The organism is Streptomyces sp. NPDC005898 (assembly GCF_040629635.1).
Lineage (GTDB): Bacteria > Actinomycetota > Actinomycetes > Streptomycetales > Streptomycetaceae > Streptomyces.
On record NZ_JBEXWC010000006.1, the window covers coordinates 309,069 to 334,103 of the forward strand.

24 protein-coding genes and 2 pseudogenes are annotated in these 25,035 nt (G+C 75.1%); 18 read left to right on the forward strand and 8 right to left on the reverse strand.

From position 1 onward, the window contains the following. Nucleotides 1–14 precede the first annotated feature (14 nt). Nucleotides 15–1,178, forward strand: a complete 1,164-nt coding sequence (locus ABZ385_RS11760; RefSeq protein WP_358911103.1) for an XdhC family protein — start codon at nt 15–17, stop codon at nt 1,176–1,178. On the opposite strand, the gene ABZ385_RS11765 is transcribed toward ABZ385_RS11760, so the two are convergent. Together ABZ385_RS11765 and ABZ385_RS11770 are read right to left on the reverse strand one after the other, a co-directional pair. After that, nucleotides 1,175–1,621 carry an SRPBCC family protein gene (locus tag ABZ385_RS11765; RefSeq protein ID WP_358911105.1) on the reverse strand — a complete coding sequence of 149 codons (447 nt, stop codon included), beginning with the start codon at nt 1,619–1,621 and terminating at the stop codon, nt 1,175–1,177. The genes ABZ385_RS11760 and ABZ385_RS11765 overlap by 4 nt on opposite strands. 32 nt (nt 1,622–1,653) lie before the next feature. Further along, complete coding sequence (locus ABZ385_RS11770; RefSeq protein ID WP_358911162.1) at nt 1,654–2,016, reverse strand: hypothetical protein; 363 nt, start codon at nt 2,014–2,016, stop codon at nt 1,654–1,656. On the opposite strand from ABZ385_RS11770, the pseudogene ABZ385_RS11775 reads away from it, so the two are divergent. Then, nucleotides 1,975–2,100: pseudogene (locus ABZ385_RS11775) on the forward strand (XRE family transcriptional regulator); the annotation flags it as partial. The gene ABZ385_RS11770 and the pseudogene ABZ385_RS11775 sit on opposite strands and share 42 nt — an antisense overlap. 14 nt (nt 2,101–2,114) lie before the next feature. Here ABZ385_RS11775 and ABZ385_RS11780 read toward each other — a convergent pair. After that, complete coding sequence (locus ABZ385_RS11780; RefSeq protein WP_358700473.1) at nt 2,115–2,897, reverse strand: polysaccharide deacetylase family protein; 783 nt, start codon at nt 2,895–2,897, stop codon at nt 2,115–2,117. 329 nt (nt 2,898–3,226) lie between these two features. Here ABZ385_RS11780 and ABZ385_RS11785 point away from each other — a divergent pair, with 329 nt between their 5' ends. From ABZ385_RS11785 to ABZ385_RS11840, 12 genes and pseudogenes are all read left to right on the forward strand, one after another. Next, nucleotides 3,227–3,580, forward strand: a complete 354-nt coding sequence (locus tag ABZ385_RS11785; protein WP_358911106.1) for a DUF6479 family protein — start codon at nt 3,227–3,229, stop codon at nt 3,578–3,580. 79 nt (nt 3,581–3,659) lie between these two features. After that, nucleotides 3,660–4,072 (forward strand): annotated as a pseudogene (locus ABZ385_RS11790) (CBS domain-containing protein). Between the two features lie 277 nt (nt 4,073–4,349). Further along, nucleotides 4,350–5,312 carry an NAD-dependent epimerase/dehydratase family protein gene (locus tag ABZ385_RS11795; protein WP_358586633.1) on the forward strand — a complete coding sequence of 321 codons (963 nt, stop codon included), beginning with the start codon at nt 4,350–4,352 and terminating at the stop codon, nt 5,310–5,312. A gap of 100 nt (nt 5,313–5,412) precedes the next feature. Beyond that, complete coding sequence (locus tag ABZ385_RS11800) at nt 5,413–7,083, forward strand: carbamoyltransferase C-terminal domain-containing protein (protein WP_358700116.1); 1,671 nt, start codon at nt 5,413–5,415, stop codon at nt 7,081–7,083. After that, nucleotides 7,080–8,180: a glycosyltransferase gene (locus tag ABZ385_RS11805; protein ID WP_358911108.1), complete on the forward strand. Its 1,101-nt coding sequence runs from the start codon at nt 7,080–7,082 to the stop codon at nt 8,178–8,180. Before ABZ385_RS11800 ends, ABZ385_RS11805 begins: the two co-directional genes overlap by 4 nt. Continuing rightward, nucleotides 8,177–8,857, forward strand: coding sequence for an HAD family hydrolase (locus ABZ385_RS11810; protein WP_358911110.1), 681 nt, complete (start codon nt 8,177–8,179; stop codon nt 8,855–8,857). The genes ABZ385_RS11805 and ABZ385_RS11810 overlap by 4 nt, the downstream gene beginning before the upstream one ends. Beyond that, on the forward strand, nt 8,854–9,966 hold the full coding sequence (locus tag ABZ385_RS11815) for a glycosyltransferase family 9 protein (protein WP_358911112.1): 1,113 nt from the start codon (nt 8,854–8,856) through the stop codon (nt 9,964–9,966). Before ABZ385_RS11810 ends, ABZ385_RS11815 begins: the two co-directional genes overlap by 4 nt. Continuing rightward, nucleotides 9,963–10,928, forward strand: coding sequence for a glycosyltransferase (locus tag ABZ385_RS11820; RefSeq protein ID WP_358911114.1), 966 nt, complete (start codon nt 9,963–9,965; stop codon nt 10,926–10,928). Before ABZ385_RS11815 ends, ABZ385_RS11820 begins: the two co-directional genes overlap by 4 nt. After that, complete coding sequence (locus ABZ385_RS11825; protein WP_358911116.1) at nt 10,925–12,208, forward strand: glycosyltransferase; 1,284 nt, start codon at nt 10,925–10,927, stop codon at nt 12,206–12,208. Before ABZ385_RS11820 ends, ABZ385_RS11825 begins: the two co-directional genes overlap by 4 nt. 85 nt (nt 12,209–12,293) lie before the next feature. Next, a complete protein-coding gene (locus tag ABZ385_RS11830; RefSeq protein ID WP_358590412.1) occupies nt 12,294–12,944 on the forward strand; it encodes an SIS domain-containing protein in 651 nt (216 codons plus the stop codon). Further along, a complete protein-coding gene (rfaE2, locus tag ABZ385_RS11835) occupies nt 12,941–14,329 on the forward strand; it encodes a D-glycero-beta-D-manno-heptose 1-phosphate adenylyltransferase (RefSeq protein ID WP_358911118.1) in 1,389 nt (462 codons plus the stop codon). The genes ABZ385_RS11830 and rfaE2 overlap by 4 nt, the downstream gene beginning before the upstream one ends. Next, entirely contained in the window at nt 14,326–15,351 is a 1,026-nt protein-coding gene (locus ABZ385_RS11840) for a glycosyltransferase family 9 protein (protein WP_358911120.1), read from the forward strand. Before rfaE2 ends, ABZ385_RS11840 begins: the two co-directional genes overlap by 4 nt. Before the next feature lie 380 nt (nt 15,352–15,731). On the opposite strand, the gene ABZ385_RS11845 is transcribed toward ABZ385_RS11840, so the two are convergent. After that, the gene (locus ABZ385_RS11845; RefSeq protein ID WP_358911122.1) at nt 15,732–17,108 is read right to left on the reverse strand and encodes an MFS transporter; all 1,377 of its coding nucleotides are present in this window, start codon (nt 17,106–17,108) and stop codon (nt 15,732–15,734) included. A gap of 473 nt (nt 17,109–17,581) precedes the next feature. On the opposite strand from ABZ385_RS11845, the gene ABZ385_RS11850 reads away from it, so the two are divergent. From ABZ385_RS11850 to ABZ385_RS11860, 3 genes are read left to right on the forward strand one after another with little or no spacing between them, the layout of a single operon-like run. Next, a complete protein-coding gene (locus ABZ385_RS11850) occupies nt 17,582–18,328 on the forward strand; it encodes an SDR family oxidoreductase (RefSeq protein WP_358590457.1) in 747 nt (248 codons plus the stop codon). A 46-nt stretch (nt 18,329–18,374) separates the two neighbouring features. Continuing rightward, the gene (locus ABZ385_RS11855) at nt 18,375–19,364 is read left to right on the forward strand and encodes an NAD-dependent epimerase/dehydratase family protein (RefSeq protein ID WP_358590459.1); all 990 of its coding nucleotides are present in this window, start codon (nt 18,375–18,377) and stop codon (nt 19,362–19,364) included. Between the two features lie 15 nt (nt 19,365–19,379). Continuing rightward, nucleotides 19,380–20,387, forward strand: coding sequence for a glycosyltransferase family 9 protein (locus ABZ385_RS11860; RefSeq protein ID WP_358911124.1), 1,008 nt, complete (start codon nt 19,380–19,382; stop codon nt 20,385–20,387). Nucleotides 20,388–20,403: 16 nt separating this feature from the next. Here ABZ385_RS11860 and ABZ385_RS11865 read toward each other — a convergent pair whose 3' ends face one another. The 4 genes from ABZ385_RS11865 to ABZ385_RS11880 form a co-directional block, all read right to left on the reverse strand. Next, nucleotides 20,404–21,168, reverse strand: coding sequence for a metallophosphoesterase (locus ABZ385_RS11865; RefSeq protein WP_358911125.1), 765 nt, complete (start codon nt 21,166–21,168; stop codon nt 20,404–20,406). Then, nucleotides 21,165–21,419: a hypothetical protein gene (locus ABZ385_RS11870; protein WP_358911127.1), complete on the reverse strand. Its 255-nt coding sequence runs from the start codon at nt 21,417–21,419 to the stop codon at nt 21,165–21,167. Before ABZ385_RS11870 ends, ABZ385_RS11865 begins: the two co-directional genes overlap by 4 nt. Further along, a complete protein-coding gene (locus tag ABZ385_RS11875; protein ID WP_358911160.1) occupies nt 21,416–22,048 on the reverse strand; it encodes a hypothetical protein in 633 nt (210 codons plus the stop codon). The genes ABZ385_RS11870 and ABZ385_RS11875 overlap by 4 nt, the downstream gene beginning before the upstream one ends. Nucleotides 22,049–22,283: 235 nt before the next feature. After that, nucleotides 22,284–23,093, reverse strand: coding sequence for an SDR family oxidoreductase (locus ABZ385_RS11880; protein WP_358585352.1), 810 nt, complete (start codon nt 23,091–23,093; stop codon nt 22,284–22,286). Between the two features lie 182 nt (nt 23,094–23,275). On the opposite strand from ABZ385_RS11880, the gene ABZ385_RS11885 reads away from it, so the two are divergent. Next, complete coding sequence (locus tag ABZ385_RS11885; RefSeq protein ID WP_358911129.1) at nt 23,276–24,934, forward strand: catalase; 1,659 nt, start codon at nt 23,276–23,278, stop codon at nt 24,932–24,934. Nucleotides 24,935–25,035 lie beyond the last annotated feature (101 nt).

The window sequence follows — 25,035 nt, forward strand, 5'->3', positions numbered from 1 at the left end:
CCGAGGAGGCCGACATGCTGGACATCGCCGACGAGCTGCACCGGTGGGTCGAGCAGGGGCGTGACTTCGCCGTCGCCACCGTGGTGGTGGTCGGCGGGAGCGCGCCCCGCCGACCCGGCGCCGCCCTCGCGGTCGACGCGGCCGGCACGGTCATCGGCTCGGTCTCCGGCGGCTGCGTGGAGGGCGCGGTCTACGAGCTGTGCGTCCAGGCGCTGCGGGACGGCGAATGCGTCCTCGAACGCTTCGGCCACAGCGACCAGGACGCCTTCGCCGCTGGTCTGACCTGCGGCGGCGTCATCGACATCCTCATCACCCCGGTCCGCGCGCACTCCACGTGCCGGCCGGTCATCGCGGCGGCCCTGGCCGCCTTCTCCTCGGGGGAGGCGGCGGCGGTCGCCCGCGTCGTGTCCGGGCCCGCCGAACTGATGGGCCGCGCCCTGCTCGTACGTCCTTCGAGCGCGTCGCCGGACGCGTCCCCGGACGCGTACGAAGGCGGGCTCGGCGGATCGGCGCGGCTGGACCGCGCGGTGGCGGGGCAGGCCCGCGCCCTGCTCGACGCCGGACGCACCGGGACCGTCGAGATCGGCGCGGACGGATCGCGGTGCGGCCGGCCGGTGACGGTCCTCGTGGAGTCCGCAACCCCGCCGCCCCGCATGATCGTGTTCGGCGCGATCGACTTCGCCGCCGCGCTGACGCGGGTCGGCGCCTTCCTCGGCCACCACGTCACCGTGTGCGACGCGCGGCCCGTCTTCGCGACGCCCGAGCGCTTCCCGGACGCCGACGAGATCGTGGTCGACTGGCCGCACCGCTACCTGGAGAAGACCGACGTCGACAGCCGCACCGTGCTGTGCGTGCTCACCCACGACCCCAAGTTCGACGTGCCGCTGCTGCGCCTCGCGCTGCGGCTGCCCGTCGCCTACGTCGGCGCGATGGGCTCCCGCCGCACCCACGAGGACCGCGCCGCCCGCCTGCGCGACACCGGCGTCACCGAGCCGGAACTGGCCCGGCTGCGCTCGCCCATCGGCCTCGACCTCGGCGCCCGTACGCCCGAGGAGACCGCCCTGTCCATCGCCGCGGAGATCGTCGCCCACCGGCGGGGCGGCGGCGGGGCCCCGCTCACCGGGGCGCACACCCCCATCCACCACGAGCAGGAGGAGACGCGCCGACGCACCGGCTAACCGGCCTCGCCGGGGTCCGTGAGCCGGTCGACCACCCGGCCGAACATCCGCCGGGCCGTCGCGGCGAGCACCGCGTCGAACAGCGCGGGCAGCCACCGTACGGCCAGCTCCTCGCGCCACAGCACGGTGGAGCCGGTGGGCGTGGCGCGCACCTCGAACTCCGCCCAGCCCGTCACGAACGTCCCCCGCTTCGCCAGCCGGCACCGGCCCGGCGAGGTGCCCCGGGGCGGACGCCACTCGACCACCTCCATCGGATCGTCGAAGCCGACGGGGCCGAGCGCGCTGCGGGCCACGAAGACGGTGCCCACGCCGGTGGGCGGGGGCGTGCGCACCGTCACGCGGGTGAGCGGGACGACCTCGCCGTGCCGCTCCCACGAGGTCAGGCGGTGCCAGGCATCGGCGGGAGACAGCGGCGTACGTCGCGCGAACTGGAAGAGGGCCACGCCGTCGAGCCTAGAGCCACGCGCCCCGCGACTCAGCGGTCCGCGCCGGTACGGCGAGCGGTGTACGCCACGAGGAACAGCGCCGCCCCGCAGAGCGTGACGAGGAGCCAGCCGGGGTGGGACGCCCGGGCGAGCTGTCCGGGGCCCTGCCCGGTGACGAGGCCCCCGGCCACCGCGACGCCGATCGCCGCGCCGAGCTGGCGGGCCGTGGAGGTGATGGCGCCCGCGACACCGGCGCGCTCGCGCGGCAGACCGCTCACCGCCGTGTTGGTGATCGGCGCGTGGGCGAACCCCACACCGACGCCGATGAGCAGGTAGGCGCTGAGCAGAAGGGCGTACGGCGTGTGGGCGCCGAGGCCGGCGAGGTCGCCGAGTTCGACACGACCGAACCCCACTGGTTCGGACCCGCCGGGGACGCCGCGGTGGAGGTCCTGCACCTGTTCGGGCCGCAGGGGCAACAGGCCAGAGCCCGTACGTAGGAGCAGGAGAGGCTCTACCGGTAGATCTTGCCCGGCTCCGCCTTGCCCGGCGCGAGCAGCTGGGAGACCGTCACGAAGACGTAGCCCCGCTTCTTCAGCTCCGCTATGACGCCGGGTACGGCGGGCACCGTGCCCCGGTAGATGTCGTGCAGCAGGATGATGCCGTCGCGCTTGGTCTGGTCGATGACCCGCTTGCGTATCAGCGCGGAGTCATCGGTCGTGTAGTCCTTGGCCGTGACGGTCCACAGGACCTGCGCGAGGCCCAGCTCCTCGGAGAGCTCGGTGATGTCGTCGTTGGTGCGGCCCTGCGGCGGGCGCATCAGCGTCGGCTTCTTGCCTATGAGCCTCTCGATCGCCTTGTTGGGGCGCTCCAGCTCGCGGCGCGCCTCGGCCGGCCCGATCTTCGTGAGGATCTTGTGCGACCAGGTGTGGCTGGCGACCTCGTGGCCCTCCGCGTCCATCCGCTTCACCAGCTCGGGGTACTTCTCGATGTGGCTCTTGCCGAGCGTGAAGAAGGTGGCGGGGACCTTCTCGTCCTTGAGGATCTTCAGCAGCCTCGGGGTGTTCTCGCTGGGGCCCGCGTCGAAGGTCAGCGCCACGCACTTGGCCCTGCGGCAGTCGACCGCGCCGAACGCGCCCTGGTCCGCCTTCTTGGCGGCGGCGCCCTCCTTGCGTACGGCGCTCGGCGCGGTGGTGTCGAGCTTGGTGCATCCGCTCACCGCGAGGACGAGGGCCGCTCCCGCCGCGAGGGCGGCGGCGGTGCGGGGCAACCTTTTCGGCGCGCGGGCCATCTTCATGGCCGCGGGGGGTGCGGCGACCGCGCGCGTGTCCTGGGTGGACGGGGTCGCGGGGGCGTTCTCGACGGGCGTGTTCTCGACGGGCATGCGATGACTATACAGAGTGTGTATACGTGACATGTATACAGGGTGTTCATAGTGGTGGCGAGGACAGTGTGGGCCGACAAGGTCCCGCCCCCGGTTGCGGGCGTGCGGGGTCCCGATGCGCGTATTCCATAAGCTGCCGCGGCGCCGTCCCGTTTTCCTTTCGGGTGAATCGCGAGTGAATCGGCAGGCGTAACGTTCCGCTAATTTTCCGGCCGGGCGGGTACAACACTCATATGGAATCCATGAAGTGGGAACTTGCCATTTCGCACACCGCCGACCTCTTCATGTGGATCGCCGGTGTCGTCGTGGTCGCGGTCCTTCTCGGCGCCTTTTTCTGGGGGCAGCGCGTCCGCGGGCGCGAGTCCAGGCCCCCGCGCCCGGAAGAGCAGCCGAAGCGGCCATATGGGGGCCCCGTCAGGGAAGAGCGGGAGTACCGGGAGCCGGACGAGGTGTCCGAGGACGGCCACCGGCTCAACCCGCACGAGCTGAAAGGCGGGTACGGCCAGTCGAGCACGCACCGCTGTGCCTCGCAGGACCCCAAGGACCACCGGAAAGGCGACGGCGGCAGCTTCGGCAGCGGCGGCCTGGGCAGCTGAACGCCGTAATTCCGAGCCCTTCACCCTCCGCGCGCAAACGTGACAGGCCGCATTCGGCCGCATACACGAATGGAGTGACATGACAACTGCCAGAGACATCATGACCGCGGGCGCGGAGTGCGTCGGCGCCGACGAAAGCGTCCTGCAGGCCGCCCGCAAGATGACCGAACTCGACGTGGGCGCCCTGCCGATCTGCGGCACGGACAACAGGCTCAAGGGCATGCTCACCGACCGCGACATCGTCGTCAAAGTCCTCGGCAAGGGCAAGGACCCCGAGCGGACCACGGCGAGCTGGCCCAGGGCGAAGCCGTCACCATCGGCGCGGACGACGACGCCGGGGAGACCATGCGCACGATGACCGCGCACAAGGTCCGCAGGCTGCCCGTCATCGACGGCCACGACCTCGTCGGCGTCGTCGCCCAGGCGGACGTCGCCCGCAGCCTCCCCGACCCCCAGGTGGGCGACCTGCTCGAAGCGCTCTCCACCGACTGACCGGCTCCTTCGACGCGGGCCACGCCCCGGCGCCCCGGCCCGCCGGAGCACGCCGGACGCGCTGGACGCGGCCCCCCGGGACCTGGCGAGGACACATCCGCCGGGTCCCGCACTCGTGCGCCCGCGCCCCGGCCTCCTCACCGCGCGTACTCACCCGTCTGCCGTACACCGCCGGGCCGTCCCCGCCCATCTGACAGAGGCTGTTCGAAGACTGGACGGGGCCCGCCGCCGTACGGCGGCACCGCGTACGAAGGCACCGCGTATGGAGGAGATCCGCATGACCACAGCGCCGGCACGGACCTGGGAGCACGCCGTCGTCACCGGCGGCGGCGGCTTCGTCGGATCGCATCTGTGCACCGCCCTGCTGGCCGCGGGCACGGCGGTGACCTGCGTCGACGACTTCAGCACCGGGCGCCCGGAGAACGTGTCCCCGCTGCTCGACCACCCCGGCTTCACGCTGATACGCGCGAACGTCGCCGAGGGGCTGGACGTCGACCGGCCGCCCGACCTCGTGCTGCACTTCGCGTCCCCCGCCTCCCCGGCCGACTATCTGCGGCTGCCCCTGCACACCCTGGAGACGGGCAGCCTCGGCACCCGCAACGCGCTGCGGCTCGCCCACCGCCACGGCGCCCGCTTCCTGCTCGCCTCCACCTCCGAGGTCTACGGCGACCCGCAGCAGAACCCGCAGGACGAGCGGTACTGGGGCCATGTGAACCCGGTGGGCCCGCGCAGCGTCTACGACGAGGCGAAACGCTTCGGCGAGGCCCTGACCACGGCTCACGCCGACGCGGAGGGCACCGACACGGCCATCGTGCGGCTGTTCAACACCTACGGCCCCCGCATGCGCGGCCACGACGGCCGGGCCGTGCCGACCTTCGTCCGCCAGGCACTGGACGGCGAATCCCTGACCGTCACCGGCGACGGCCACCAGACCCGCTCGCTGTGCTACGTCGACGACACCGTGCGCGGCATCCTCGCCGCCGCCGCCCACGGCATGCGCGGCCCGGTCAACATCGGCAACCCCGGCGAGATCACCATGCTCGACCTGGCCCGCCTGATCATCGACCTCACCGGATCCGACGCGCAGATCCGCTTCATCGACCGGCCCACGGACGACCCCGCCGTGCGCTGCCCGGACATCACGCTGGCACGCGACAAGCTCGGCTGGGAACCGCGCGTGGACGCCGAGGAAGGCCTGCGGCGCACGATCGACTGGTTCCGCGCCACGGCCCGCCCCTGACCCGGACCGGCGAGAGCCCAACGCCGGGCGCCCACCGGAGCACAGCTCCCCCGCGCCCCGGCCCCGTGCCCCGTACCGCCGACAGAACCTCGGATCCCTCATGCGCATCCTCGGAATCAACGCACTCTTCCATGACCCCGCCGCCGCCCTCGTGATCGACGGCAGGACCGTCGCCGCCGCGGAGGAGGAGCGGTTCTCGCGGCGCAAGCACGGCAAACGCCCCGTGCCGTTCTCCGCCTGGGAACTGCCCGAGCAGGCCGCCGCCTGGTGCCTGCGCAGGGCCGGCCTGCGGCCCCAGGACCTCGACGCCGTCGCCTACTCCTACGACCCCGCGCTCGCCCGGCCCGCGGCCGACATGGGGCTCGACGACCCCTGGGACCACCTGCGGCAGACCTACGCCCGTGAGGCGCCCGGCTTCCTCAAGACCGCGCTGCCCGGCCTCGACCCGGGCATCGTCCGCTTCGTGCCGCACCACATGGCGCACGCCGCGTCGAGCGCCTTCGCCGCGCCCGGCGCCGAGGACTCCTCAGTCCTGGTCCTGGACGGCCGCGGCGAGCGCGCCTCGCACCTCGCCGCCCGGCGCGTGCGCGACACGCTGGAACCGCTGTACGCCCAGGACCTGCCGCACTCCCTCGGCCTGGTCTACGAGGAGCTGACCGGGCACCTCGGATTCCTCCGCTCCTGCGACGAGTTCAAGGTGATGGCCCTCGCCTCCCACGGCACCCCGCGCATGCTGCCCGAACTGCGCCGCCACGTGCACCCGACCGGCGACGGCGGGTTCCGCGCCACCGCCGTGCCCTGGCACGAGCTGTGCGCCCCGCGCCACGCCGACGAACCCTGGACCCAGGACCACGCCGACGTCGCGGCCAGCGCCCAGGCCGTCCTGGAGGAGACGCTGCTCGACCTCGCGCGCTGGCTGCACGGCAAGACGCACCACAGCGTCCTCACCCTCGCCGGCGGGGTCGCCCTGAACTGCGTCGCCAACTCCCGAATAGCCCGCGAGGGCCCCTTCTCCCGCGTCTGGGTGCAGCCCGCGGCCGGGGACGCGGGCACCGCCCTCGGCGGCGCGCTCCTGCTGTCCGCCGGACAGGGCCACGAGATCGCCCCCATGACCGGCGCCGACCTGGGCCGCGACTGGTCCGACGCCGAACTCGGCGCCTGGCTCAAGACCGCCGCCGTGGCCTTCGAACGCCCGCCGGACATCGCCGCCACCGTCGCGCGGGCCCTGGCGGAGAACCGGATCGTGGCCTGGTTCCAGGGCCGCTCCGAGTACGGGCCGCGAGCCCTCGGCCACCGCTCGCTGCTGGCCCACCCCGGCCACGCCGGCAACCTCGAACGGCTCAACGACGTCAAGGGCCGCGAACAGTTCCGGCCCGTCGCCCCCATGGTGCTCGCCGACCGCGCCCGCGAGATCTTCGACGGGCCGCTGCCCAGCCCGTACATGCTCTTCGTGCACGACGTGGCCGAGCCCTGGCGGGAGCGGATCCCGGCCGTCGTCCACGTCGACGGGACGGCCCGCATCCAGACCGTGGACCCGGCGCGCGAACCCCTCGTGGCCCGCATGCTCGGCGAGTTCGAGAAGCTCACCGGCCTGCCCGTCGTGGTCAACACCAGCCTCAACACGGCCGGCCGCCCCATGGTGGACGACCCCCGCGACGCCCTGGAGTGCTTCGGCTCCTCGCCCGTCGACCTCCTCGCCATCGGCCCCTACGCCATCCGGCGCCGCGACCTCTTCGACGCCCCGGCACCCGAGGGAGGGGAGAGCCGATGACCGGGCACGCGACGGACACCGGTGACGTCGTCGCCACCGAGGGCGCGTACGCCGTGGTGATCCCGACGCTCGGCAGGCCCAGCCTCGGCGCCACCCTGCGCGCCCTGGCCGGAGCCGAGGGGCCCGGGCCGCTGCGCGTGGTCCTCGTCGACGACCGCCCGGGCGCGGACGGCACGAGCCCGCTGCCCGTCCGGATACCGGCGGCCTTGCGCCCCGTCACCCTCGTCGTCGACGGCGGGGCCCGCGGCCCCGCCGCCGCGCGCAACACCGGCTGGCGCGCCGCCGGCCGCGCGCCGTGGATCGTCTTCCTCGACGACGACGTGGTGCCCGGCCCCACCTGGTGCGACGACCTCGCCCTCGACCTGGCCGCCACCACCCCCGAGGAAGGCGCGGTCACCGCCCGCATCGACGTCCCGCTCCCCGCCGACCGCAGGCCGACGGACTGGGAACGCAACACCGCCGGACTCGCCACCGCCCGCTGGATCACCGCCGACATGGCCTACCGCCGGGCGGCACTGGAATCCGTCGGCGGCTTCGACGAGCGCTTCCGCCGCGCCTTCCGGGAGGACGCGGACCTCGCCCTGCGCGTCCTCGCCGCCGGCTGGTCGATCGCCGAGGGCACCCGCGCCACGACCCATCCGGTGCGCCCGGCCGGCCGCTGGACCTCCGTGCGCCTCCAGGCCGGCAACGCCGACGACGTCCTCATGACGCGGCTGCACGGCCGCGACTGGTGGACCAGGGCGGCCGCACCACGGGGGCGGCTGCCCGGCCACCTCGCGGTCACCGCGGCGGCCGCCGGGGCCCTGGCCTGCGCCGCGCTGCGCAGACCGGCGGCCGCCGGCGCCTGCGCGGCGGCCTGGCTGGCCGGCACCGCCGAATTCGCCCTGGCGCGGATCCTGCCGGGCCCCCGCACCCGGGACGAGATCCTCACCATGGCGCTGACCAGCGCGCTCATCCCACCCGCCGCCGTCTGGCACTGGCTGCGCGGCCAGGCCGCGCACCGGAACGCCGCGCCCCTCGACCCGCGTACGGGCACCACCGGCGGCCCCTCACGCGCGCCCGCCCGGCCCACCGACGAAGAGCGGGTCCGGCGATGAACCGGCGCCTCGTGGCACCCCCGCCCCCGGCCGCCCCCGCCCGGCGCGACGACGGCCGCGGCCCCTGGCTCGCCGACGGCCCGCCCGCCCGGGGCCCGGCCCGACGCGGCGCCGCCCGCGCCCTGCCCGCGCTGGTCCTCTTCGACCGCGACGGCACCCTCGTCGAGGACGTGCCCTACAACGGCGACCCCGCGCGCGTACGGCTCATGCCAACCGCGCGGGACGCCGTCGCCGCCGTACGGGCCGCGGGCATCCCCCTCGGCGTCGTCAGCAACCAGTCGGGCGTCGCCCGCGGTCTGCTGACCCGCGACCAGGTCGAGGCGGTGCGGCGGCGCGTGGACGAACTCCTCGGCCCGCTGCACGTGTGGGCCATCTGCCCGCACGGCCCCGGCGACGGCTGCGGCTGCCGCAAACCGGCGCCCGGCCTCGTCCTCGCCGCCTGCGGGCGTCTCGGCGTCCCCGCCGCCCGCGCCGCCGTCATCGGTGACATCGGGGCCGACATGGGCGCCGCCCGCGCCGCCGGGGCCCGCGGCATCCTCGTGCCCACCCCGGTGACGCGCGCCGAGGAGATCCAGGCCGCCCCCGCCGTGGCCCCCGACCTGCTCACCGCCGTACGCCTGCTGCTGAGTTCCGACCCCGAGGGCGGCCACCGCCCCATGGAGGTGGAGGAGCGATGACCGGTTTCCGAACCCTGCCGCGCACACTCGTCGTACGCCTGGACAGCGCGGGCGACGTCCTGCTCGCCGGCCCCGCCGTGCGCGCCGTCGCGGCCGGCTCCTCGTACACCGCGCTGCTGTGCGGACCCCAGGGCGTCGAGGCGGGCAGGCTGCTGCCCGACGTGGACGACGTGCTGGTGTACGACGCCCCGTGGGTGGGGCTCGAAGCGGCGCCCGTGTCGCACACGGCCACGCGGCAGCTCCTCGACGAGGTGACGCAGGGCCGCTTCGACCGGGCCCTCGTGCTGGTCTCCTACCACCAGAGCCCGCTGCCCGCCGCGCTGCTGCTGAAGCTGGCCGGCGTCGGCTGGACCGCCGCCGACGGCGAGGACTACCCCGGCTCCCTGCTCGACCTGCGCCACCAGCGGCTGCCCCACCGCCACGAGGCGCGGGCCGCCCTCGACCTCGCCGAGGCCTGCGGCTTCGCCCTGCCGCCCGGCGACGACGGCGCCCTGCGCGTGGAGGCGACGCCGGACACCACCCCCCTCACCGGCGGCGAACCCTACGTCGTGCTCCACCCCGGCGCCGCCGTGCCCGCCCGCGCCTGGAGCCCCGAACGCGCCGAGCGCGCCGCGGCGGCCCTCAGTGCCGCCGGCCACCGCGTCGTGGTCACCGGCGGCCCCGACGAACGCGAGCTGACCGCCAGGGTCGCCGGGCGGCACGCCCTCGACCTCGGCGGAGCCACCGATCTGCGGCGCCTGGCGGGCGTCCTGGCCAGGGCCAGGGCGGTGGTGTCCGGCAACACCGGGCCCATGCACCTCGCCGCCGCTGTCGGCACCCCCGTGGTCTGCCTCTTCGCGCCGGTCGTGCCGGCCGAGCGCTGGCGCCCGTACGGCGTCCCCCACGTCGTGCTCGGCGACCAGCACGCCGCGTGCGCGGACAGCCGGGCCCGGCAGTGCCCGGTGCCGGGCCACCCCTGCCTCGACCGGGTCGACGACGGCGAGGTGCTCGCCGCGGTGGCGTCCTTCGCCGAGGGCGCGGCCGACCGGACACGCCGCGCGCGGGCGGCGCCCGCCCGGGTCACCGCACCGGACGGCACGCCCGAAACGGAACGAGGAGCAAGCGTATGAACATCCTGCTGTGGCACGTGCACGGCTCCTGGACGACCGCGTTCGTCCAGGGCCCCCACACCTACCTCGTTCCCGTGACACCGGACCGCGGCCCCGACGGGCTCGGCCGGGCCCGGACCTTCTCCTGGCCCGCCTCCGTACGGGAAGTGACGCCCGAGGAGCTGCGGGAGGCGGAGGTGGACCTCGTCGTCCTCCAGCGCCCGCACGAACAGGAGCTGGCCGAACGCCGGCTCGGCGGCCGGCGCCCCGGACGGGACGTACCCGCCGTCTACCTGGAGCACAACGCGCCGGACGGCGACGTCCCCGACACCCGGCACCCCTGCGCGGACCGCGACGACCTGACGCTGGTCCATGTCACGCACTTCAACCGGCTGTTCTGGGACTGCGGCAGCACCCGCACCGAGGTCATCGAACACGGCGTCGTCGACCCCGGCCACCAGTACACCGGGCGCCTCGCCAGAGCCGCCGTCGTCGTCAACGAACCGGTGCGTCGCGGCCGGTACACCGGCACGGACCTGCTCCCCGCCCTCAGCGAGGCGGCCCCGCTCGACGTCTTCGGCATGCGCACCGAAGGGCTCGCCGCGCACCTCGGCCTCCCCGAGGACCGGTGCCGCACCGCCGACCTGCCGCAGAGCGAACTGCACGGCGCGCTGGCGCAGCGCCGCCTGTACCTGCACCCCGTGCGCTGGACCTCCCTCGGCCTGTCCCTGCTCGAAGCCATGCAGCTGGGCATGCCCGTCGTGGCGCTCGCCACCACCGAGGCGATCGAGGCGGTGCCGCCCGGCGCGGGCGTCCTGTCCACCCGCCCCGAGGTCCTGGCCCGGGCCGCGCGGCGCTACCTGGAGAACCCGCGGGCCGCGGCCGAGGACGGCGCCCGCGCGCGCCAGGCCGCTCTCGAACGGTACGGACTGAAGCGCTTCCTGGCCGACTGGGAGCGCGTGATGACGGAGGCGTGCTCATGACCTCGTTCCTCGGCCCCTTCGACCCCGCCGCCTTCGGCGCGGCGCCCAGCGGCCCCGGCAAGCTGTCCGTCGCCCTCGTCTCCGAACACGCCAGCCCGCTCGCCACGTTGGGCGGCGTGGACGCCGGCGGCCAGAATGTGCACGTCGCCGCGCTCGCGGGCGCCCTCGCCGACCGAGGCCACCACGTCACCGTCTACACCCGGCGCGACGACCGCGAACTGCCCGAGACGGTGCCGCTGCGCGAGGGCGTGCACGTGCACCACGTACCCGCCGGGCCGCCCGAGCAGATCCCCAAGGACGAACTGCTGCCCCACATGGGCGACTTCGGCCGCTACCTGGCCCGCACCTGGCGCCACCGGCCGCCCGACCTGGTGCACTCGCACTTCTGGATGTCCGGGCTCGCCTCCCTGTGGGCGACCCGCGAGCTGGGCCTGCCGCTGCTGCACACGTACCACGCGCTCGGCACCGTCAAGCGGCGCCACCAGCAGCTCGCCGACCCCAGCCCGCCGAGGCGGATCGCCCTGGAGACCGAGGTGGGCTCCGGCTGCGACCGGATCATCGCCACCTGCCGCGACGAGGTCGTGGAACTGGGCAGGATGGGCGTCCCCGCCGCCAAGACCACCGTCGTGCCCTGCGGTGTCGACACCGAGCTGTTCGCCCCGCGCGGCCCGGTCGCCGAACGCGGCACCGAACGCCACCAACTGCTCCAGCTCGGCCGCCTCGTGCCGCGCAAGGGCGCGGCCGTGTCCATCGCCGCGCTCGCCCGACTGCCCGAGACGGAGCTGGTCGTCGTCGGCGGTCCCCCCGCCGACCGCCTCGACGAGGACCCCGAGGTCCGGCGGCTGCGCGCACTCGCCAGGGAGGCGGGCGTCGCCGACCGGGTCCACTTCACCGGCGGTGTGCCGAGCGCGGATGTGCCGGCGCTGCTGCGCGCGGCCGACATCGTGGTGTGCCCGGCGGACTACGAGCCGTTCGGCATCGTCCCCCTGGAGGCCATGGCGTGCGGCAGGCCCGTCGTCGCCAGCGCCGTCGGCGGCCAGCTCGACACGGTCGCCGACCCGGCCACCGGCCGCCTGGTGCCGCCCCGCGACCCCGAGGCCCTCGCCCGCGCCGTCGCCGACCTCCTCGCCGACCCCGCCGCCCGGGAGGCCTGCGGCGAGGCGGGACGCCGCCGCACCCTGCGCCGGTTCGGCTGGGACCGGGTCGCCGCGGCCACCGAGGCGGCGTACTGCGAGGTCCTGGACCCCCAGCCCGTCACGACCGGCGCCGGCGTGGTGTGAGCCCCGCCCCGACCCGCCGCGGAGCACCGACATCCGAAGGAGGCAGGGCCCGTCGCCGCCCCTCGGCGCGGCGCGCCCGAGCAGCATGAACGAAACCCCCGCACTCGACGCCGCGCATCTGCACTGCCGGTCGCTGGAGCAGGCGCTTCGGCGGTTGCGCCGGGACAGCCTCGGCCGGCTCACGGAGTGGGGCGGGCGGCTCGCCGCCGCGCTGCCCTCCGGAAACCGTCTCCTCGCCGCCGGCAACGGCGGCAGCGCGGCCCAGGCCCAGCACCTGACCGCCGAACTGGTGGGCCGCTACCGGCACGAGCGGCCGGCGTACTCGGCGATCTCCCTGCACGCGGAGACCTCCAGCATGACCGCCATCGGCAACGACTACGGCTTCGACCACGTGTACGCCCGCCAGGTCACCGCCCACGGCAGGCCCGGCGACATCCTCCTCCTGCTGTCCACCTCCGGCCGCAGCGCCAACCTGATCACCGCGGCGGTCGCGGGCCGCGCCGCGGGCCTGCGCGTCTGGTCCCTCACCGGGCCGGGCCCCAACCCGCTCGGCGAGGCCGCCGACGAGCCGCTGTACATCGACGGCGACACCACGGCCACCGTCCAGGAGGCCCACCTGGTCGCCGTCCACCTGCTCTGCGAGGCCTTCGACGCGGCGCTCGCCGCGCCACCCGTCGCCGCCGGCGTCGGCCGGGCCGCGCCCGCCGCGGTCCCCGTCCACGGGAGCACGCCGTGAGCGGGCCGAAGCCGCTCGTCGTCGTCGGGGACGTGCTGCTCGACGAGGACATCGAAGGAGTCGCCACCCGGCTCGCCCCCGACGCGCCCGCCCCGGTCGTCGACGTCACCGTCGACCGGCGCCACCCCGGCGGCGCCGGCCTCGCCGCGGCGCTCGCGGCCCGCGGCGGCCGCGAAGTGATCCTCGTGACCGCGCTCGGCGACGACCCCGCGAGCGAAGCCGTCCGCCGCGAACTGACGGGCCGCGTACGGCTGGTGGAGCTGCCGCTGAACGGCACCCTGCCGGTCAAGACCCGCGTCCTGGCCGCTGGCCGCCCCCTCGTGCGCATCGACCGGGGCGGCGGCACACCGGGCGAACCCGACGCGGCGGTGCGCGACGCGCTGGCCCAGGCCCACGCCGTCCTCGTCGCCGACTACGGACGGCACACCGCCAGCGCCGTACGCGACCACCTCGCGGCCGTCACCCCGCGCACCCCGCTCGTGTGGGACCCGCACCCCAAGGGCGACACCCCCGTGCCGGGCGCCCGGCTGGTCACCCCGAACGCGGCCGAGACCCGCGCGCTGTGCCCCGGCGGCGGTGAGAGCCTGCGCGCGTACGCCGAACGGGGCACCGAACTCGCCGACCGCTGGCGGGTGAGCGGCGTCGCCGTGACCCTCGGCGAGCGCGGTGTCCTGCTGACCAGGCCCGGCTCCGGCACGCCGATGCTCGTCCCCCCGCCGTTCCGCGCGGGCGGTGACCCCTGCGGCGCGGGGGACTGCTTCGCCGCCACCACGGCCGCGGCGCTCGCGGACGGCGCGCTCCCCGAGGAGGCCCTCCAGCGGGCGGTGGCCGAAGCCGCCGCGTTCGTCTCGGCGGGCGGCGCCACCAACCCCGGCCTGTGGCGCGTCACGCCCGCGCCCGGCGCCGAGGAGGCACCGGCCACCGACGCGTTCGAACTCGCCGAGCGGGTCCGCGCGCGCGGCGGCACGGTGGTCGCGACCGGCGGCTGCTTCGACCTGCTGCACGCCGGGCACGTCGGCCTCCTCGACAGCGCCCGGGCCATCGGCGACTGCCTGATCGTGTGCCTCAACTCCGACGCGTCACTGGCCCGCCGCAAGGGCCCCGGCCGCCCCCTCAACCAGGAGGCGGACCGCGTCCGTGTCCTGCGGGCGCTCGCCAGCGTCGACGCCGTCGCCGTCTTCGAGGAGGACACCCCGCAGGAACTCCTGAACAGGCTGCGGCCCGACGTCTGGGTCAAGGGCGGCGACTACTCCGTCCAGGACCTGCCCGAGGCGCGGGCGCTGCGGGCCTGGGGCGGGCAGGCCGTCGTCCTGCCCTACCTCGACGGCCGCTCCACCACGCTGCTGACCCGGCGGGCCGCCGCGGCCGCCGGGACAGCGACGTGAGCGGGCCGCCGGAGGGCACCGAGCGCCGGCCGCGCGCGCTGGTGCTGCGGGCGCTCGGGCTCGGCGACCTGCTGACCGCCGTACCCGCGCTGCGCGCCCTGCGGCGGTGGCTGCCGGACCACGAGATCGTGCTGGCCGCGCCCGAACGCCTGGCCCCCGCCGCGGCCGCGACCGGCCTGGTGGACCGGTTGCTGCCCGCCTCGGCGCCCGGCCGCCGGGTGCCCGCCGTGCTCCCCTGGACGGGGCCGCCGCCCGACCTCGCCGTGGACCTGCACGGCAACGGCCCGCCGAGCCATCTCCTGCTCCAACGGCTGCGACCCCGGCGGCTCTTGGCGTACGCGCATCCCGGGACCCCCGACATCGAGGGTCCCGCCTGGCGCGACGACGAGCACGAACGGGAGCGGTGGTGCCGGCTCCTGACCTGGTACGGCGTCCACGCCGACCCGGACGACCTGCGCATCCCCGGGCCGGCGACGCCCTCCCCGGCGCCCGGCGCGGTCGTCGTGCACCCCGGCGCCGACGCCGGGGCCCGCCGGTGGCCGCCGGAGCGGTTCGCGGCCGTGGCGCGGCGGCTGCGGGGGGACGGCCACGAGGTCGTCGTGACCGCGGGGGCGGGGGAGGAGGCCACCGCGCGGCGGGTGGCCGAGGAGGCCGGTCTCGCCCCGGGGGCCGTGCTGGGCGGCGCGGAGGACGTGCCCTTCGACCGGCTCACGGCGCTCGTGGCCCACGCGCGGTGCGTCATCGTCGGGGACACGGGCCTCGCCCATCTGGCGACGGCGCTGGGCACGCCCTCGGTGGTGCTGTTCGGGCCCGTCGCCCCCCGGCTCTGGGGGCCGCCGCCCGGTCCCAGGCATCGCGCGCTGTGGCACCCCGACGGTGACGGGGCCGCCCGCCCGGGCGACGCGCATGGGCTCCGCCCGGATGAGCGGTTGCTGCGGATCACTCCGGAGGAGGTGCTGCGGGCGGTACGGGCCCTGCCGACGGGCTCACCGCTGGAAGCGGTGCCTGCGCCTGGGCGGTAAGGCCCCTTCGCGGGGCCCGGCGTGCGTCACCTTCTTGCGCCCCGTCGTGGGCGCCCCTTGCGGGGTGCTTTTGCGTGCCGGCGCATGGGCGCGCCCTGTCAGGGGCGCGGGGAACTGCGCGCGCAACTGGGAGCCGGGCCGCATGTGGGGGCGAGGCGTTCGGGGGCGGACGCGGGGTTGGTCGCTGCGGGTCGTCGTGGGCTGGTCGCGCAGTTCCCCGCGCCCCTTGGGGGTGGCAGTGCGCCCTGTCAGGGGCGTGCGGAAGTGTGCGCGCCCCTTGAGGCATCGAGGTGCGCCCTGTCAGGGGCGCGGGGAACTGCGCGCGCAACCAGAAGCCGGGCCGCATGTGAGGGCGAGGCAGGCGGGGGCGTAAGGCGGCGTTACGCTGCCGCGCGCAGTGTCGGGCGGGCTGCGGGGTCGTCGCTGCGGAGGAGTACCGGCACGGGCACCGGGACGTTTTCGCGTGCGCGGAGGAAGAAGCCCGCGCCGATGGAACCGGCGATGATCAGGCCCCCGGAGACCAGCGCGCCCCGCGGGCCCGCCAGTTCCATGAGGAGGCCGAGCGCGGGCGGGCCCGCGAGGCCCCAGGCCGTGCTGACACTGCCCCACACGCCGAGCACCCGGCCCCGCAGCCGCGCCGGCGGGTCGGTCTGGAGGATCGTCGTGCCCGCGGTGTCGGAGACGGTCTCCACGACCGCCATGGGCAGCACCAGGACGAGCAGCACCGCGAAGGAGGGCGACAGGCCCGCCACCACCTGGAGCAGCGCGCCCGCCGCGGCCAGCAGGCCCACCAGCCGCACCGACGGCCGGCGCAGCCGGGCCCCGAGGACGGCGCCGACGATGCCCCCGACGGCGAGGACGGTCGAGACCGTGCCGAACGACCCGGCGCCCCCTGCGAGCGGCCCGGTGACGAGCACGGCCAGGGTCAGCGTGTAGTTGCGCCCGAAGACGGCGCTGACGCCGGTGATGCCCGCGAGGGCCACCAGCCGGGGCCGCCGCAGGAAGAAGACGAGACCTTGGCGCACGGTCATGTCCTGCCCGTCGGACTCGGACTCGGAGGACTCGGACCCGGGCCCGGGCCCGGGGTCTTCGTGCCCGGGGTCGCGCGGCGCGTACGCGGGACGCAGGAAAGGGATGACGGAGGCGACGAAGAGGAAGGACACGCCGTTGGCGGCGTAGGCGGCCGCCGTACCGAGGAAGGCGACCGTGACACCGCCGAGCGCGGCACCGGCGAGGCGGCCCGCGCTGTGCACGAGCGAGCCCACACCGATGGCGGAGGGCACGTCCCGCGGCGGCACGAGGTCGTTGCCGAGCAGGGCGCACGCGGGACCGTCGACCGTGGCGACGACGCCGGTGAGGCCGGCCAGGACCAGCAGCACGGTCAGGTCGAGCCGCCCGCACGCCACGAGGACGGCCGTCGTGAAGGCGATGGCGCCGAGCAGGGTCTGACTGACGGCGGCGGTCACCTTGCGGGGCCAGCGGTCGACGGCGGCGCCGCCCGCCACGCTCATCAGCAGCGCGGGCGCGGCCTGCACGGACATGGACAGGCCGGTGGCGGCGGCGGACCCGGTGATCTGCAGGACCAGCAGGTTCTGCACGGTCAGCTGCATCCACGTACCGGCGTTGGACACGAAGTTGGCGAGGGACCACCAGCGCATGCTGCGGTACTTCAGGGACCGCCACGGGGACCGTGAGCCGTCGGCGGGCGGGACGGGGGCGGGCGCGGCGGAGGCAGGGGAGGCGAGGGAGGAAGGCACAGGTATTCGGGACTCGGGACTCGGAGGCGGCCCGAAGGGCTCGGGCGGGGCGGCGGACCGGCGGGAGCTGCGGGGCACCGGCAGCACTGCGCGGTCACTCCACCGGATCTGGGGGGGGGCGCCGTGTCGCCGGAAGGGCGTCTCCTGGGCCGCGCCGAGCGGGCGGACGTTCCGGAGTACGGCGTCGACCATGGTGGCAGACGGCTCCAGGACGGTCCGGCGCAGCACCACCGGACGCTCCGTCGAACGTCATCAAGTCCCCGGCGACCAGGGCCCGTTCGCGCTTCTGGTGTGCTTGCTCACACGGCCCCCGGCAGGGGCGGGCGCACCGGCGTCGGTGACGGGGGCCACAGCGGCAGGGGGCACGCGGGCGGCCGCCCCGAGGTGCCGGAGCGTGCCCGCCGCGTCACAGTGGGAGGCGGAGCGGCCGCCGAGCGCGGGCCGCGGCAACCGGTACGAGGAAAGGCACGGGCATGGGCGGCGCGGCGCAGGTCGACCTCCACGGCAAGCAGGCGCTGGTGACCGGCGCGGCGCGCGGTCTGGGCGCCTCGATCGCGCGGAAGCTGGCGGGGGCGGGGGCGAGGGTGCTCGCCGCCGACGTCCGCAAGGACCTCGCCCAGCAGCTCTGCGAGGAGCTGGTCCGCGAGGGCGGCGACGCCCGCTTCGTGGAGCTGGACGTACGGGACGCCGCCGCGGTCGCCGCCGTCTTCCGGGACCTGGAGGCGGCGGGGGAGGCGGTCGACATCCTGGTCAACAACGCCGCCGTGGACGTCTCCAAGCCGATCGAGCACCTCACCGCCTCCGAGGTGACCCGGGTGGTCGAGACCAACCTCCTCGGCCCGATGTACCTGTGCCTGGAGACCTACCGGCGCATGGTCGCCCGCGGCGGCGGCCACATCGTGAACATCCTGTCCACCGCCGCCAACCGCACCTGGACCGAGGCCGGCCCGTACGCCGCGGGCAAATCGGGCCTGCGGGCGTTCACCCACACGTTGTTCAAGGAGGCCCAGCGCGACTGCGTGGGGATCGGCGTCACGGGGATCATCGCCGGCGGCATGGAGACCCCGTTCATCATGGAGCGCTTCCCGGACACCGACGTGTCCATGCTGCAGAGCCCGGACGTCGTGGCCGACACGCTGCTGTACGCGCTGTCGGTCCCCGCGGGCAGCGCCGTCTCCGAGCTGGTCGTCGTGCCGCGCAGGGAGCCGTCCTGGCCGTGAGGCACCGGGCCCCCGCACGTCTCACCGGCGGAAGGAAGGTCGTCCCATGACGCCGACGATGTTCTCCATGACACCGGCGGCCCCGCCCCCGTGGGAGAGGGCGCTGGTGACCGCGGGCGCCGGATTCCTCGGCTCGCACCTGTGCGAGCGCCTGCTCGGTGCGGGCGTCGAGGTCACGTGCGTGGACGGCGTACCGGCGGAAGCGGCCCTCGGCGTCGCGCACCTGGCCGCCGCCCCCCGCTTCCGCTACGTGCGCCAGGACATCGAGCGGCCCGACTGTCGTACGGCCCTCGCCGGGCCGTACGACCTCGTCCTGCACCTGGCCTGCCCCGCCGCGTCCGCCGCCCGCGCCGCGCACCCGCCCGCGACACCCGACGGACACAGCCCCGGCACCCGCAACGCCCTGGCCGTCGCCGCCCGGGACGGCGCGCGGTTCCTGCTCGTCTCCACCTGCGAGGCGGGCGCCCACCGCGCGCACGACGCGGCACGGTGTTCCTCGGAGACGCTGACCACCGCGTTCGTCACCGCCAAGGACGCCGACGCGGGAATCGTGCGGCTCTTTCCCGCGTACGGCCCCCGCATGGAGCCCGAGGACGGCCCCTTGATCCCCACCCTCATCCGGCAGGCGCTGAGCGGCACATCAGTGACCGTCCCCGGTGACGGCGACCGAAGGCCCTCCCTGTGCTACGTGGACGACACGGTCGACGGGGTGCTCCTGGTGGCCGCGAGCCGCTCGGTGCGGCCGGTCGACATCGGCGCCGAGCCCACGGAGACCGTCGCCGGGATCGCCCGCCGGGTGATCGCCCTGACCGGTTCGCACGCCCGCCTGGAGTGCACCGGCACACGCACCGACGAGCCGGGACCGCCCCTGCCCGCGACCGGCTTCGCCCACGAGATCTTCGGCTGGACGCCGCGGGTCCTGCTGGACGACGGGCTCAAACGCACCGTCGCCGACTTCCTCGACCGCCCTGCGCGCAGCAGGCCCCCCACCCCGCCGAACGCCGGGGGAGGTGGACACCTTGCGTGCTCCTGGTGACCGGGGGAGGGCCGCGTGAAGGCGCTCGTCGTCTGCCTGGACGGCATGACCGGCGTGCTGCTTGCCGGGCCCGCCGTCCGCGCCGTCGCCACCCGGGCCCACCGCGTGACGCTGCTGTGCGGCCCGCGCGGCGAGGCCGCCGCCCGGCTGCTGCCCGACGTCGACGACGTCCTGGTGTGGGAGGCGCCGTGGGTGGGACCCCGGCCGCCCACGGTGGACGAGGCGGACGTCGAGGGTTTCCTGCAGCGGCTGCGGGACACGGCGTACGACGTCGCGCTCGTCTGCACCCCGTACGGGCACAGCCCGCTGCCCGCCGCGCTCCTGCTGCGCATGGCGTACGTACGTCATATCGGCGCCGACAGCGCCGACGACTCCGGCACCCTCATCGACGTACCCCACCGGCGGCTGCCCGGCAGGCACGACGCCGAGGCCGCGCTCGACGCGGCCGCCGCCCTCGGCTTCCCGCCCCGCGCCGGGGACGACGGGCGGCTGCGCGTCCTGCCCACCCCCGACACGGCCGGCCTCACCGGCAACGGCCCCTACGTCGTCCTGCACCCCGGCGCGGGCACCCCCGCGCGCACCTGGGACGCCGGCCGCGCGGCCGAGGCGGTCGCCCTGCTCGCCGACGCGGGCCACCGTGTCGTCGTCACCGGCGGGCCCGGCGAGGCCGACCTGACGCGCCGGGTGAGCGGCGACGCGGCCGTGGACCTCGGCGGGCGCACCGACCTGCGGACCCTGGCCGGGGTGCTGCGCGCCGCCGACGTCGTCGTCGCGGGCAACACCGGACCGGCCCACCTCGCCGCCGCCACCGGCACCCCGGTCGTCTCCCCGTTCGCCCCGGTCGTCCCGGCGGAGCGCCGTGGCCCCTACGGGGTGGACGCCGTGCTCCTCGGGGACCACGGCAGTCCGTGCGCGGGCACCCGCGCCCGCCACTGCCCGGTGCCCGGCCACCCCTGCCTGGGCGAGGTCACCGCCCAGGACGTGCTGCGCGGCGTGCAGAAACTGCTCAAGAGCAGCGGCTGACCCGCCCGGGCCGCGACTACCGGTTGCCGCGGGCGGCCGTCTCCGCCGGGGCCGGGTGGCTGCCCGACAGGTGGTACACGTTGAACGCCTTGCGGATGACGGGCTGGGCGACGTTGCGCACCGGCACGCCGCCGCTGGTCATGCCGTGCTCGGTGCCGGCGTGCGCGTGGCCGTGGACGGCGAGGTCGGCGCCCGCCGCGTCCATCGCCTCCGCCAGCAGATAGCTGCCGAGGAACGGATAGATCTCCAGCGGCTCCCCGGCGAGGGTGTCCGGCACGGGCGCGAAGTGGGTGAGCGCCACCCGCGTGTCGCAGCCCTGCGCGGCCAGCTCCTCCAGCGAGGTCCGCAGGCCCTCCGCGCAGCGGCGGGTGTAGCGGATGAACTCCTTCATCAGCGGCTCGCCGAACTCGCTCCCACTGCGCCCGACGAAACCACCGCCGAACCCCTTGGTGCCCGCGACCCCGATCTTGGCCCCGTCGACCTCGACGACCGTGCCCTGCCCTTCGAGCACCTGGACGCCGGCCTCGCGCAGGACGGCGGTGACCTCCTCGGGCCGCTCGTCGTGGTGGTCGTGGTTGCCGAGCACGGCCACGACCGGCACCGGCAGCCCGGACACCTCGGCGGCGACGATCTCGGCCTCCGCCACGGTGCCGTGGCGGGTGAGGTCCCCGGCGAGCAGCAGCAGGTCGGCGCACTCGTGCAGGGTCTCGAAGGCGGGGCGGAGCAGGCCCTTGCTGTCCAGGCCCATGTGGATGTCGCCCACGGCGGCGATGCGGATCATGCCAGTTCCTCCGGGTGGTCGGGGGCGGCGGCACCGGCCACCACGACGTCGAAGTGGACCGTCTGCCCGGCCAGTTCCTCGTGCACGGTGCGCAGCAGCTCCTCACGGCAGTGCGAGGAGGGCACCGTCCCGACGACGGCCACGGACGAGCCGCGGGACTCGACGCGGATGCCCAGTTCGCCCAGCTCCTCGGCGGCCAGCCGCTCCTTGAGATGGGCGATGCGGTATTCGACGTTGGCGTGGTCGTTCATCGGTCTGCTCCTCGCGGTGCGATGACTTCCAGGCGTTCCAGCAGGAAGAGGAAGGCCGCCGGCATCGGCGCGTGCCCGTACTCCTCGCGCACCGCCTCCCAGTCGACCCGCTCGCGCAGCTGCCGGGCGATGGGCAGCACGGCGCCGAAGTCGCAGTGGTGCGCGGAGAAGGCGGCGAGCAGCGACCGCATCAGGTCGGTCGGCGCGAGCACCGGCATCTGCACCGAGTCCACCGGCAGCGGGGTGGCGCGGCGCAGCAGCTCCGTGGTGACCGGCTGCGCGGCCAGCTCGAAGATGAGGTCGATGTCCTGGCCGAGGCACTTGGCCTTCAGCAGCCAGTCCTCGGGTGGCGCGAACACCGGCAGCCCGGCCTCCTCCAGCGTGGCCGCGACCGCCGGGGCGTCCTCGGGCCGGATGCAGAAGTCGGCGTCGTGCTGGAGGTTGCCGGTGCCGCCGTGGGCGTACACGGCGACGCTGCCGGCGAGGGCGAAGTCGTGGTCGTTCCTCTTGAGGATGGCCCCGACCTGCTTGGTCGCCTCCAGGATGGCCTGGTTGAGGTCGGGCGGAAGCTCCTCCGCGGGCACCTCGTGATGTGCGGGCCCCCCGGCCCGCCCGCCCGTCGGGGGCAGCTCCGTGAGCGGCTTTCGCGCCTCGGGAGTGGTGTCTTCTGCGTTCGGCGTCACCTGCTGCTCCGTTTCCGGGACGCCGGCCGCCGCACTGCGTGTGCCGGCCGGCGGTCTCCGACGATCCCTGCTCCAGGCAGCTCCGGTACCCGGACCGCCGGGTTCGACACGGGCCAGTTGCTGTACTCGGATTTCCCTTATACCGCAGGGCGCGGGGCGTCACCTCTTCGCGCGGCACCGCTCAGGGGCGCCGCCACTCGTCGCCGCGCAGGTGCGAGCCCGCCTGGGGGCCCATCCGCACCATGCCGCCGTCCGCCACCCAGGACGCGCCGGTCACGTACGAGGCCTCGGGCCCGGCGAGGAAGGCGATGACGGCGGCGATCTCCCGGGCGTCGCCGGGCCGGCCGAGGGGGATGCCGGGGCGGCGCTCGTCGTGTACGTCGGTGTCCTCCTGCCCGGTCATGGGGGTGGCGATCTCGCCGGGCGCGACGGCGTTCACGGTGATGCCGTGCTCCGCGAGCTCCAGGGCCATCACCTGGGTGAGCAGGCCGAGCCCGCCCTTGGCGGCGCAGTAGGGGGCCGCGCCCACGCGCGGCTGGTGCTCGTGCACCGAGGTGACGTTGACGATGCGGCCGCCCCCGCCCTGCGCGATCATGCGGCGCGCGGCGCGCTGGCCGCACAGGAACGGGCCGACGAGGTCGACGTCGATGACCTCGCGGACCGTCTCCAGGCTCAGGTCGAGATAGGGGGTCGCGGTGCCGGTGCCCGCGTTGTTGACCAGGACGTCGATGCGGCCGAGCCGCTCGGCGAGGTCGTCGACGGCGTCCGCCGCCTCGGGCAGCCGGGTCAGGTCCATGTGGGCGAGCGCGGCCCGCCGCCCGTGGCCGCTCACCTCCTCGGCCGTCCTCTCGGCGCCTTCCCGGTCGCTGTGCCAGGTGATGCCGACGTCCAGGCCGGCCTCGGCGAGCCGGACGGCCGTGGCCCGGCCGATGCCGGAGTCGGCGCCGGTGACGACGGCCACCCCGGTGGCGGAAGCGGTGGGGACGGTCATGGGGTCCTCCAAGTCGTGGCTCGGTTCACTCGCAGGCCTGTTCGCCGCCCCGGGCGGGTACCCGGCGGGAAGCGCGCACAGACCATAAGTCGCATAACTTGATAAACCGGAGCAAGAGGAACTCTCACGGCACCACGCACGTACGGCAACAAGGGACGAACGGGTCGAAGGAGTCGACGAACGTGACGGACGTATCGAGCAAGGGCCCCGCCTCGGGCGACGATCGGGAGACGCTCACCAACCGGCAGGGCCATCCGGTCCACGACAACCAGAACCAGCGCACCGTCGGCGCCCGCGGCCCGGCGACGCTGGAGAACTACCAGTTCCTGGAGAAGATCAGCCACTTCGACCGCGAGCGCATCCCCGAGCGTGTCGTGCACGCCCGGGGCGTGACCGCGTACGGCTACTTCGAGTCGTACGGGAAGTTCGGCGACGAGCCCATCGACCGCTTCACCCGCGCGAAGCTCTTCCAGGAGCCGGGCAGGCGCACGGACGTCGCCGTGCGCTTCTCCACGGTGATCGGCGGCCGCGACTCCTCCGAGGCGGCCCGCGACCCGCGCGGTTTCGCGGTGAAGTTCTACACCGAGGACGGCAACTGGGACCTGGTCGGCAACAACCTGGGCGTGTTCTTCATCCGGGACGCGATCAAGTTCCCCGACGTCATCCACGCGCTCAAGCCGGACCCCGTGACCTTCGAGCAGCAGCCGCGGCGGATCTTCGACTTCATGTCGCAGACCCCCGAGTCCATGCACATGCTCGTCAACCTCTTCAGCCCGCGCGGCATCCCGGCGGACTACCGCCACATGCAGGGCTTCGGCGTCAACACCTACAAGTGGGTCACCGCGCAGGGGGAGTCCCGCCTGGTGAAGTACCACTGGATGCCCAAGCAGGGCGTGCGCAGCATGACCGAACAGGACGCGGCGAACGTCCAGGCCGAGGGTCTCGGACACGCCACCAAGGACCTGTACGAGGCGGTGGCGCGCGGCGAGTACCCCGAGTGGGAGCTGCTCGTCCAGGTGATGGACGACCACGACCACCCCGAGCTGGACTTCGACCCGCTGGACGACACGAAGACCTGGCCCGAGCAGGACTTCCCGCCGCGGGCCGTGGGCAAGATGGTGCTCGACCGGATGCCGGAGAACTACTTCGCGGAGAACGAGCAGATCTCCTTCGGCACCGGCGTGCTCGTGGACGGCCTGGACTTCTCCGACGACAAGATGCTCGTCGGCCGCACCTTCTCCTACAGCGACACCCAGCGCTACCGCGTCGGCCCCAACTACCTCCAGCTGCCCGTCAACCAGGCCAAGAACGCCCGCGTGCGCACGAACCAGCGCGACGGCCAGATGGCGTACCACGTCGACGGCGGCGGCGAGAACCCCATCGTCAACTACGAACCCTCCATCACCGGCGGCCTGCGCGAGGCGCCGTACGCGACGGAGGACGAGCAGGGGCCGGAGATCCGCGGCCGGCTCACCCGCAAGCGCATCCCGCGCACCAACGACTACCTCCAGGCGGGCCAGCGCTACTGCCTGATGGAGCAGTGGGAGCGCGACGACCTCGTGCGGAACTTCGTCGACCTGCTCTCCCAGTGCCCCCGCGAGATCCAGGAGCGGATGGTGTGGCACTTCCTGCTCGTGGAGAACGAGCTGGGCCTGAAGGTCGGCGAGGGCATCGGCGTCGGCCCCAAGGACGTGGCGGGCCTGGAGCCGCTGGCGGGCCAGGAGCTGACCGAGGAAGACCGCAAGCGGCTCGCCAACCTCGGGGAGAATCCGCCGCGTGACGTGAGCGGGCTGACCATGACGCACTGCGTCCCGAACGAACGGCACACCGTTACCCGGTGAGGACACGAGGACACGGCGGTGCGCGGCCGGCTCCCGGGCCGGCCCCCGGGCCGGGCGCGGCCGCGGGGGCGGCCCGGGGCGCGCGGCGGGCCGCCGCCCCG

Excerpts from the sequence above, each read along its gene's own strand:
- ABZ385_RS11815 (WP_358911112.1), top strand. The coding sequence starts at position 8,854 with ATGACCGGTTTCCGAACCCTGCCGCGCACACTCGTCGTACGCCTGGAC.
- ABZ385_RS11810 (WP_358911110.1), top strand. The coding sequence starts at position 8,177 with ATGAACCGGCGCCTCGTGGCACCCCCGCCCCCGGCCGCCCCCGCCCGG.
- ABZ385_RS11760 (WP_358911103.1), top strand. The coding sequence starts at position 15 with ATGCTGGACATCGCCGACGAGCTGCACCGGTGGGTCGAGCAGGGGCGT.
- ABZ385_RS11820 (WP_358911114.1), top strand. The coding sequence starts at position 9,963 with ATGAACATCCTGCTGTGGCACGTGCACGGCTCCTGGACGACCGCGTTC.
- ABZ385_RS11825 (WP_358911116.1), top strand. The coding sequence starts at position 10,925 with ATGACCTCGTTCCTCGGCCCCTTCGACCCCGCCGCCTTCGGCGCGGCG.
- ABZ385_RS11785 (WP_358911106.1), top strand. The coding sequence starts at position 3,227 with ATGAAGTGGGAACTTGCCATTTCGCACACCGCCGACCTCTTCATGTGG.
- ABZ385_RS11870 (WP_358911127.1), bottom strand. The coding sequence starts at position 21,419 with ATGAACGACCACGCCAACGTCGAATACCGCATCGCCCATCTCAAGGAG.
- ABZ385_RS11805 (WP_358911108.1), top strand. The coding sequence starts at position 7,080 with ATGACCGGGCACGCGACGGACACCGGTGACGTCGTCGCCACCGAGGGC.
- ABZ385_RS11800 (WP_358700116.1), top strand. The coding sequence starts at position 5,413 with ATGCGCATCCTCGGAATCAACGCACTCTTCCATGACCCCGCCGCCGCC.
- ABZ385_RS11795 (WP_358586633.1), top strand. The coding sequence starts at position 4,350 with ATGACCACAGCGCCGGCACGGACCTGGGAGCACGCCGTCGTCACCGGC.
- ABZ385_RS11855 (WP_358590459.1), top strand. The coding sequence starts at position 18,375 with ATGACGCCGACGATGTTCTCCATGACACCGGCGGCCCCGCCCCCGTGG.
- ABZ385_RS11850 (WP_358590457.1), top strand. The coding sequence starts at position 17,582 with ATGGGCGGCGCGGCGCAGGTCGACCTCCACGGCAAGCAGGCGCTGGTG.
- ABZ385_RS11830 (WP_358590412.1), top strand. The coding sequence starts at position 12,294 with ATGAACGAAACCCCCGCACTCGACGCCGCGCATCTGCACTGCCGGTCG.
- ABZ385_RS11780 (WP_358700473.1), bottom strand. The coding sequence starts at position 2,897 with ATGAAGATGGCCCGCGCGCCGAAAAGGTTGCCCCGCACCGCCGCCGCC.
- ABZ385_RS11880 (WP_358585352.1), bottom strand. The coding sequence starts at position 23,093 with ATGACCGTCCCCACCGCTTCCGCCACCGGGGTGGCCGTCGTCACCGGC.
- ABZ385_RS11865 (WP_358911125.1), bottom strand. The coding sequence starts at position 21,168 with ATGATCCGCATCGCCGCCGTGGGCGACATCCACATGGGCCTGGACAGC.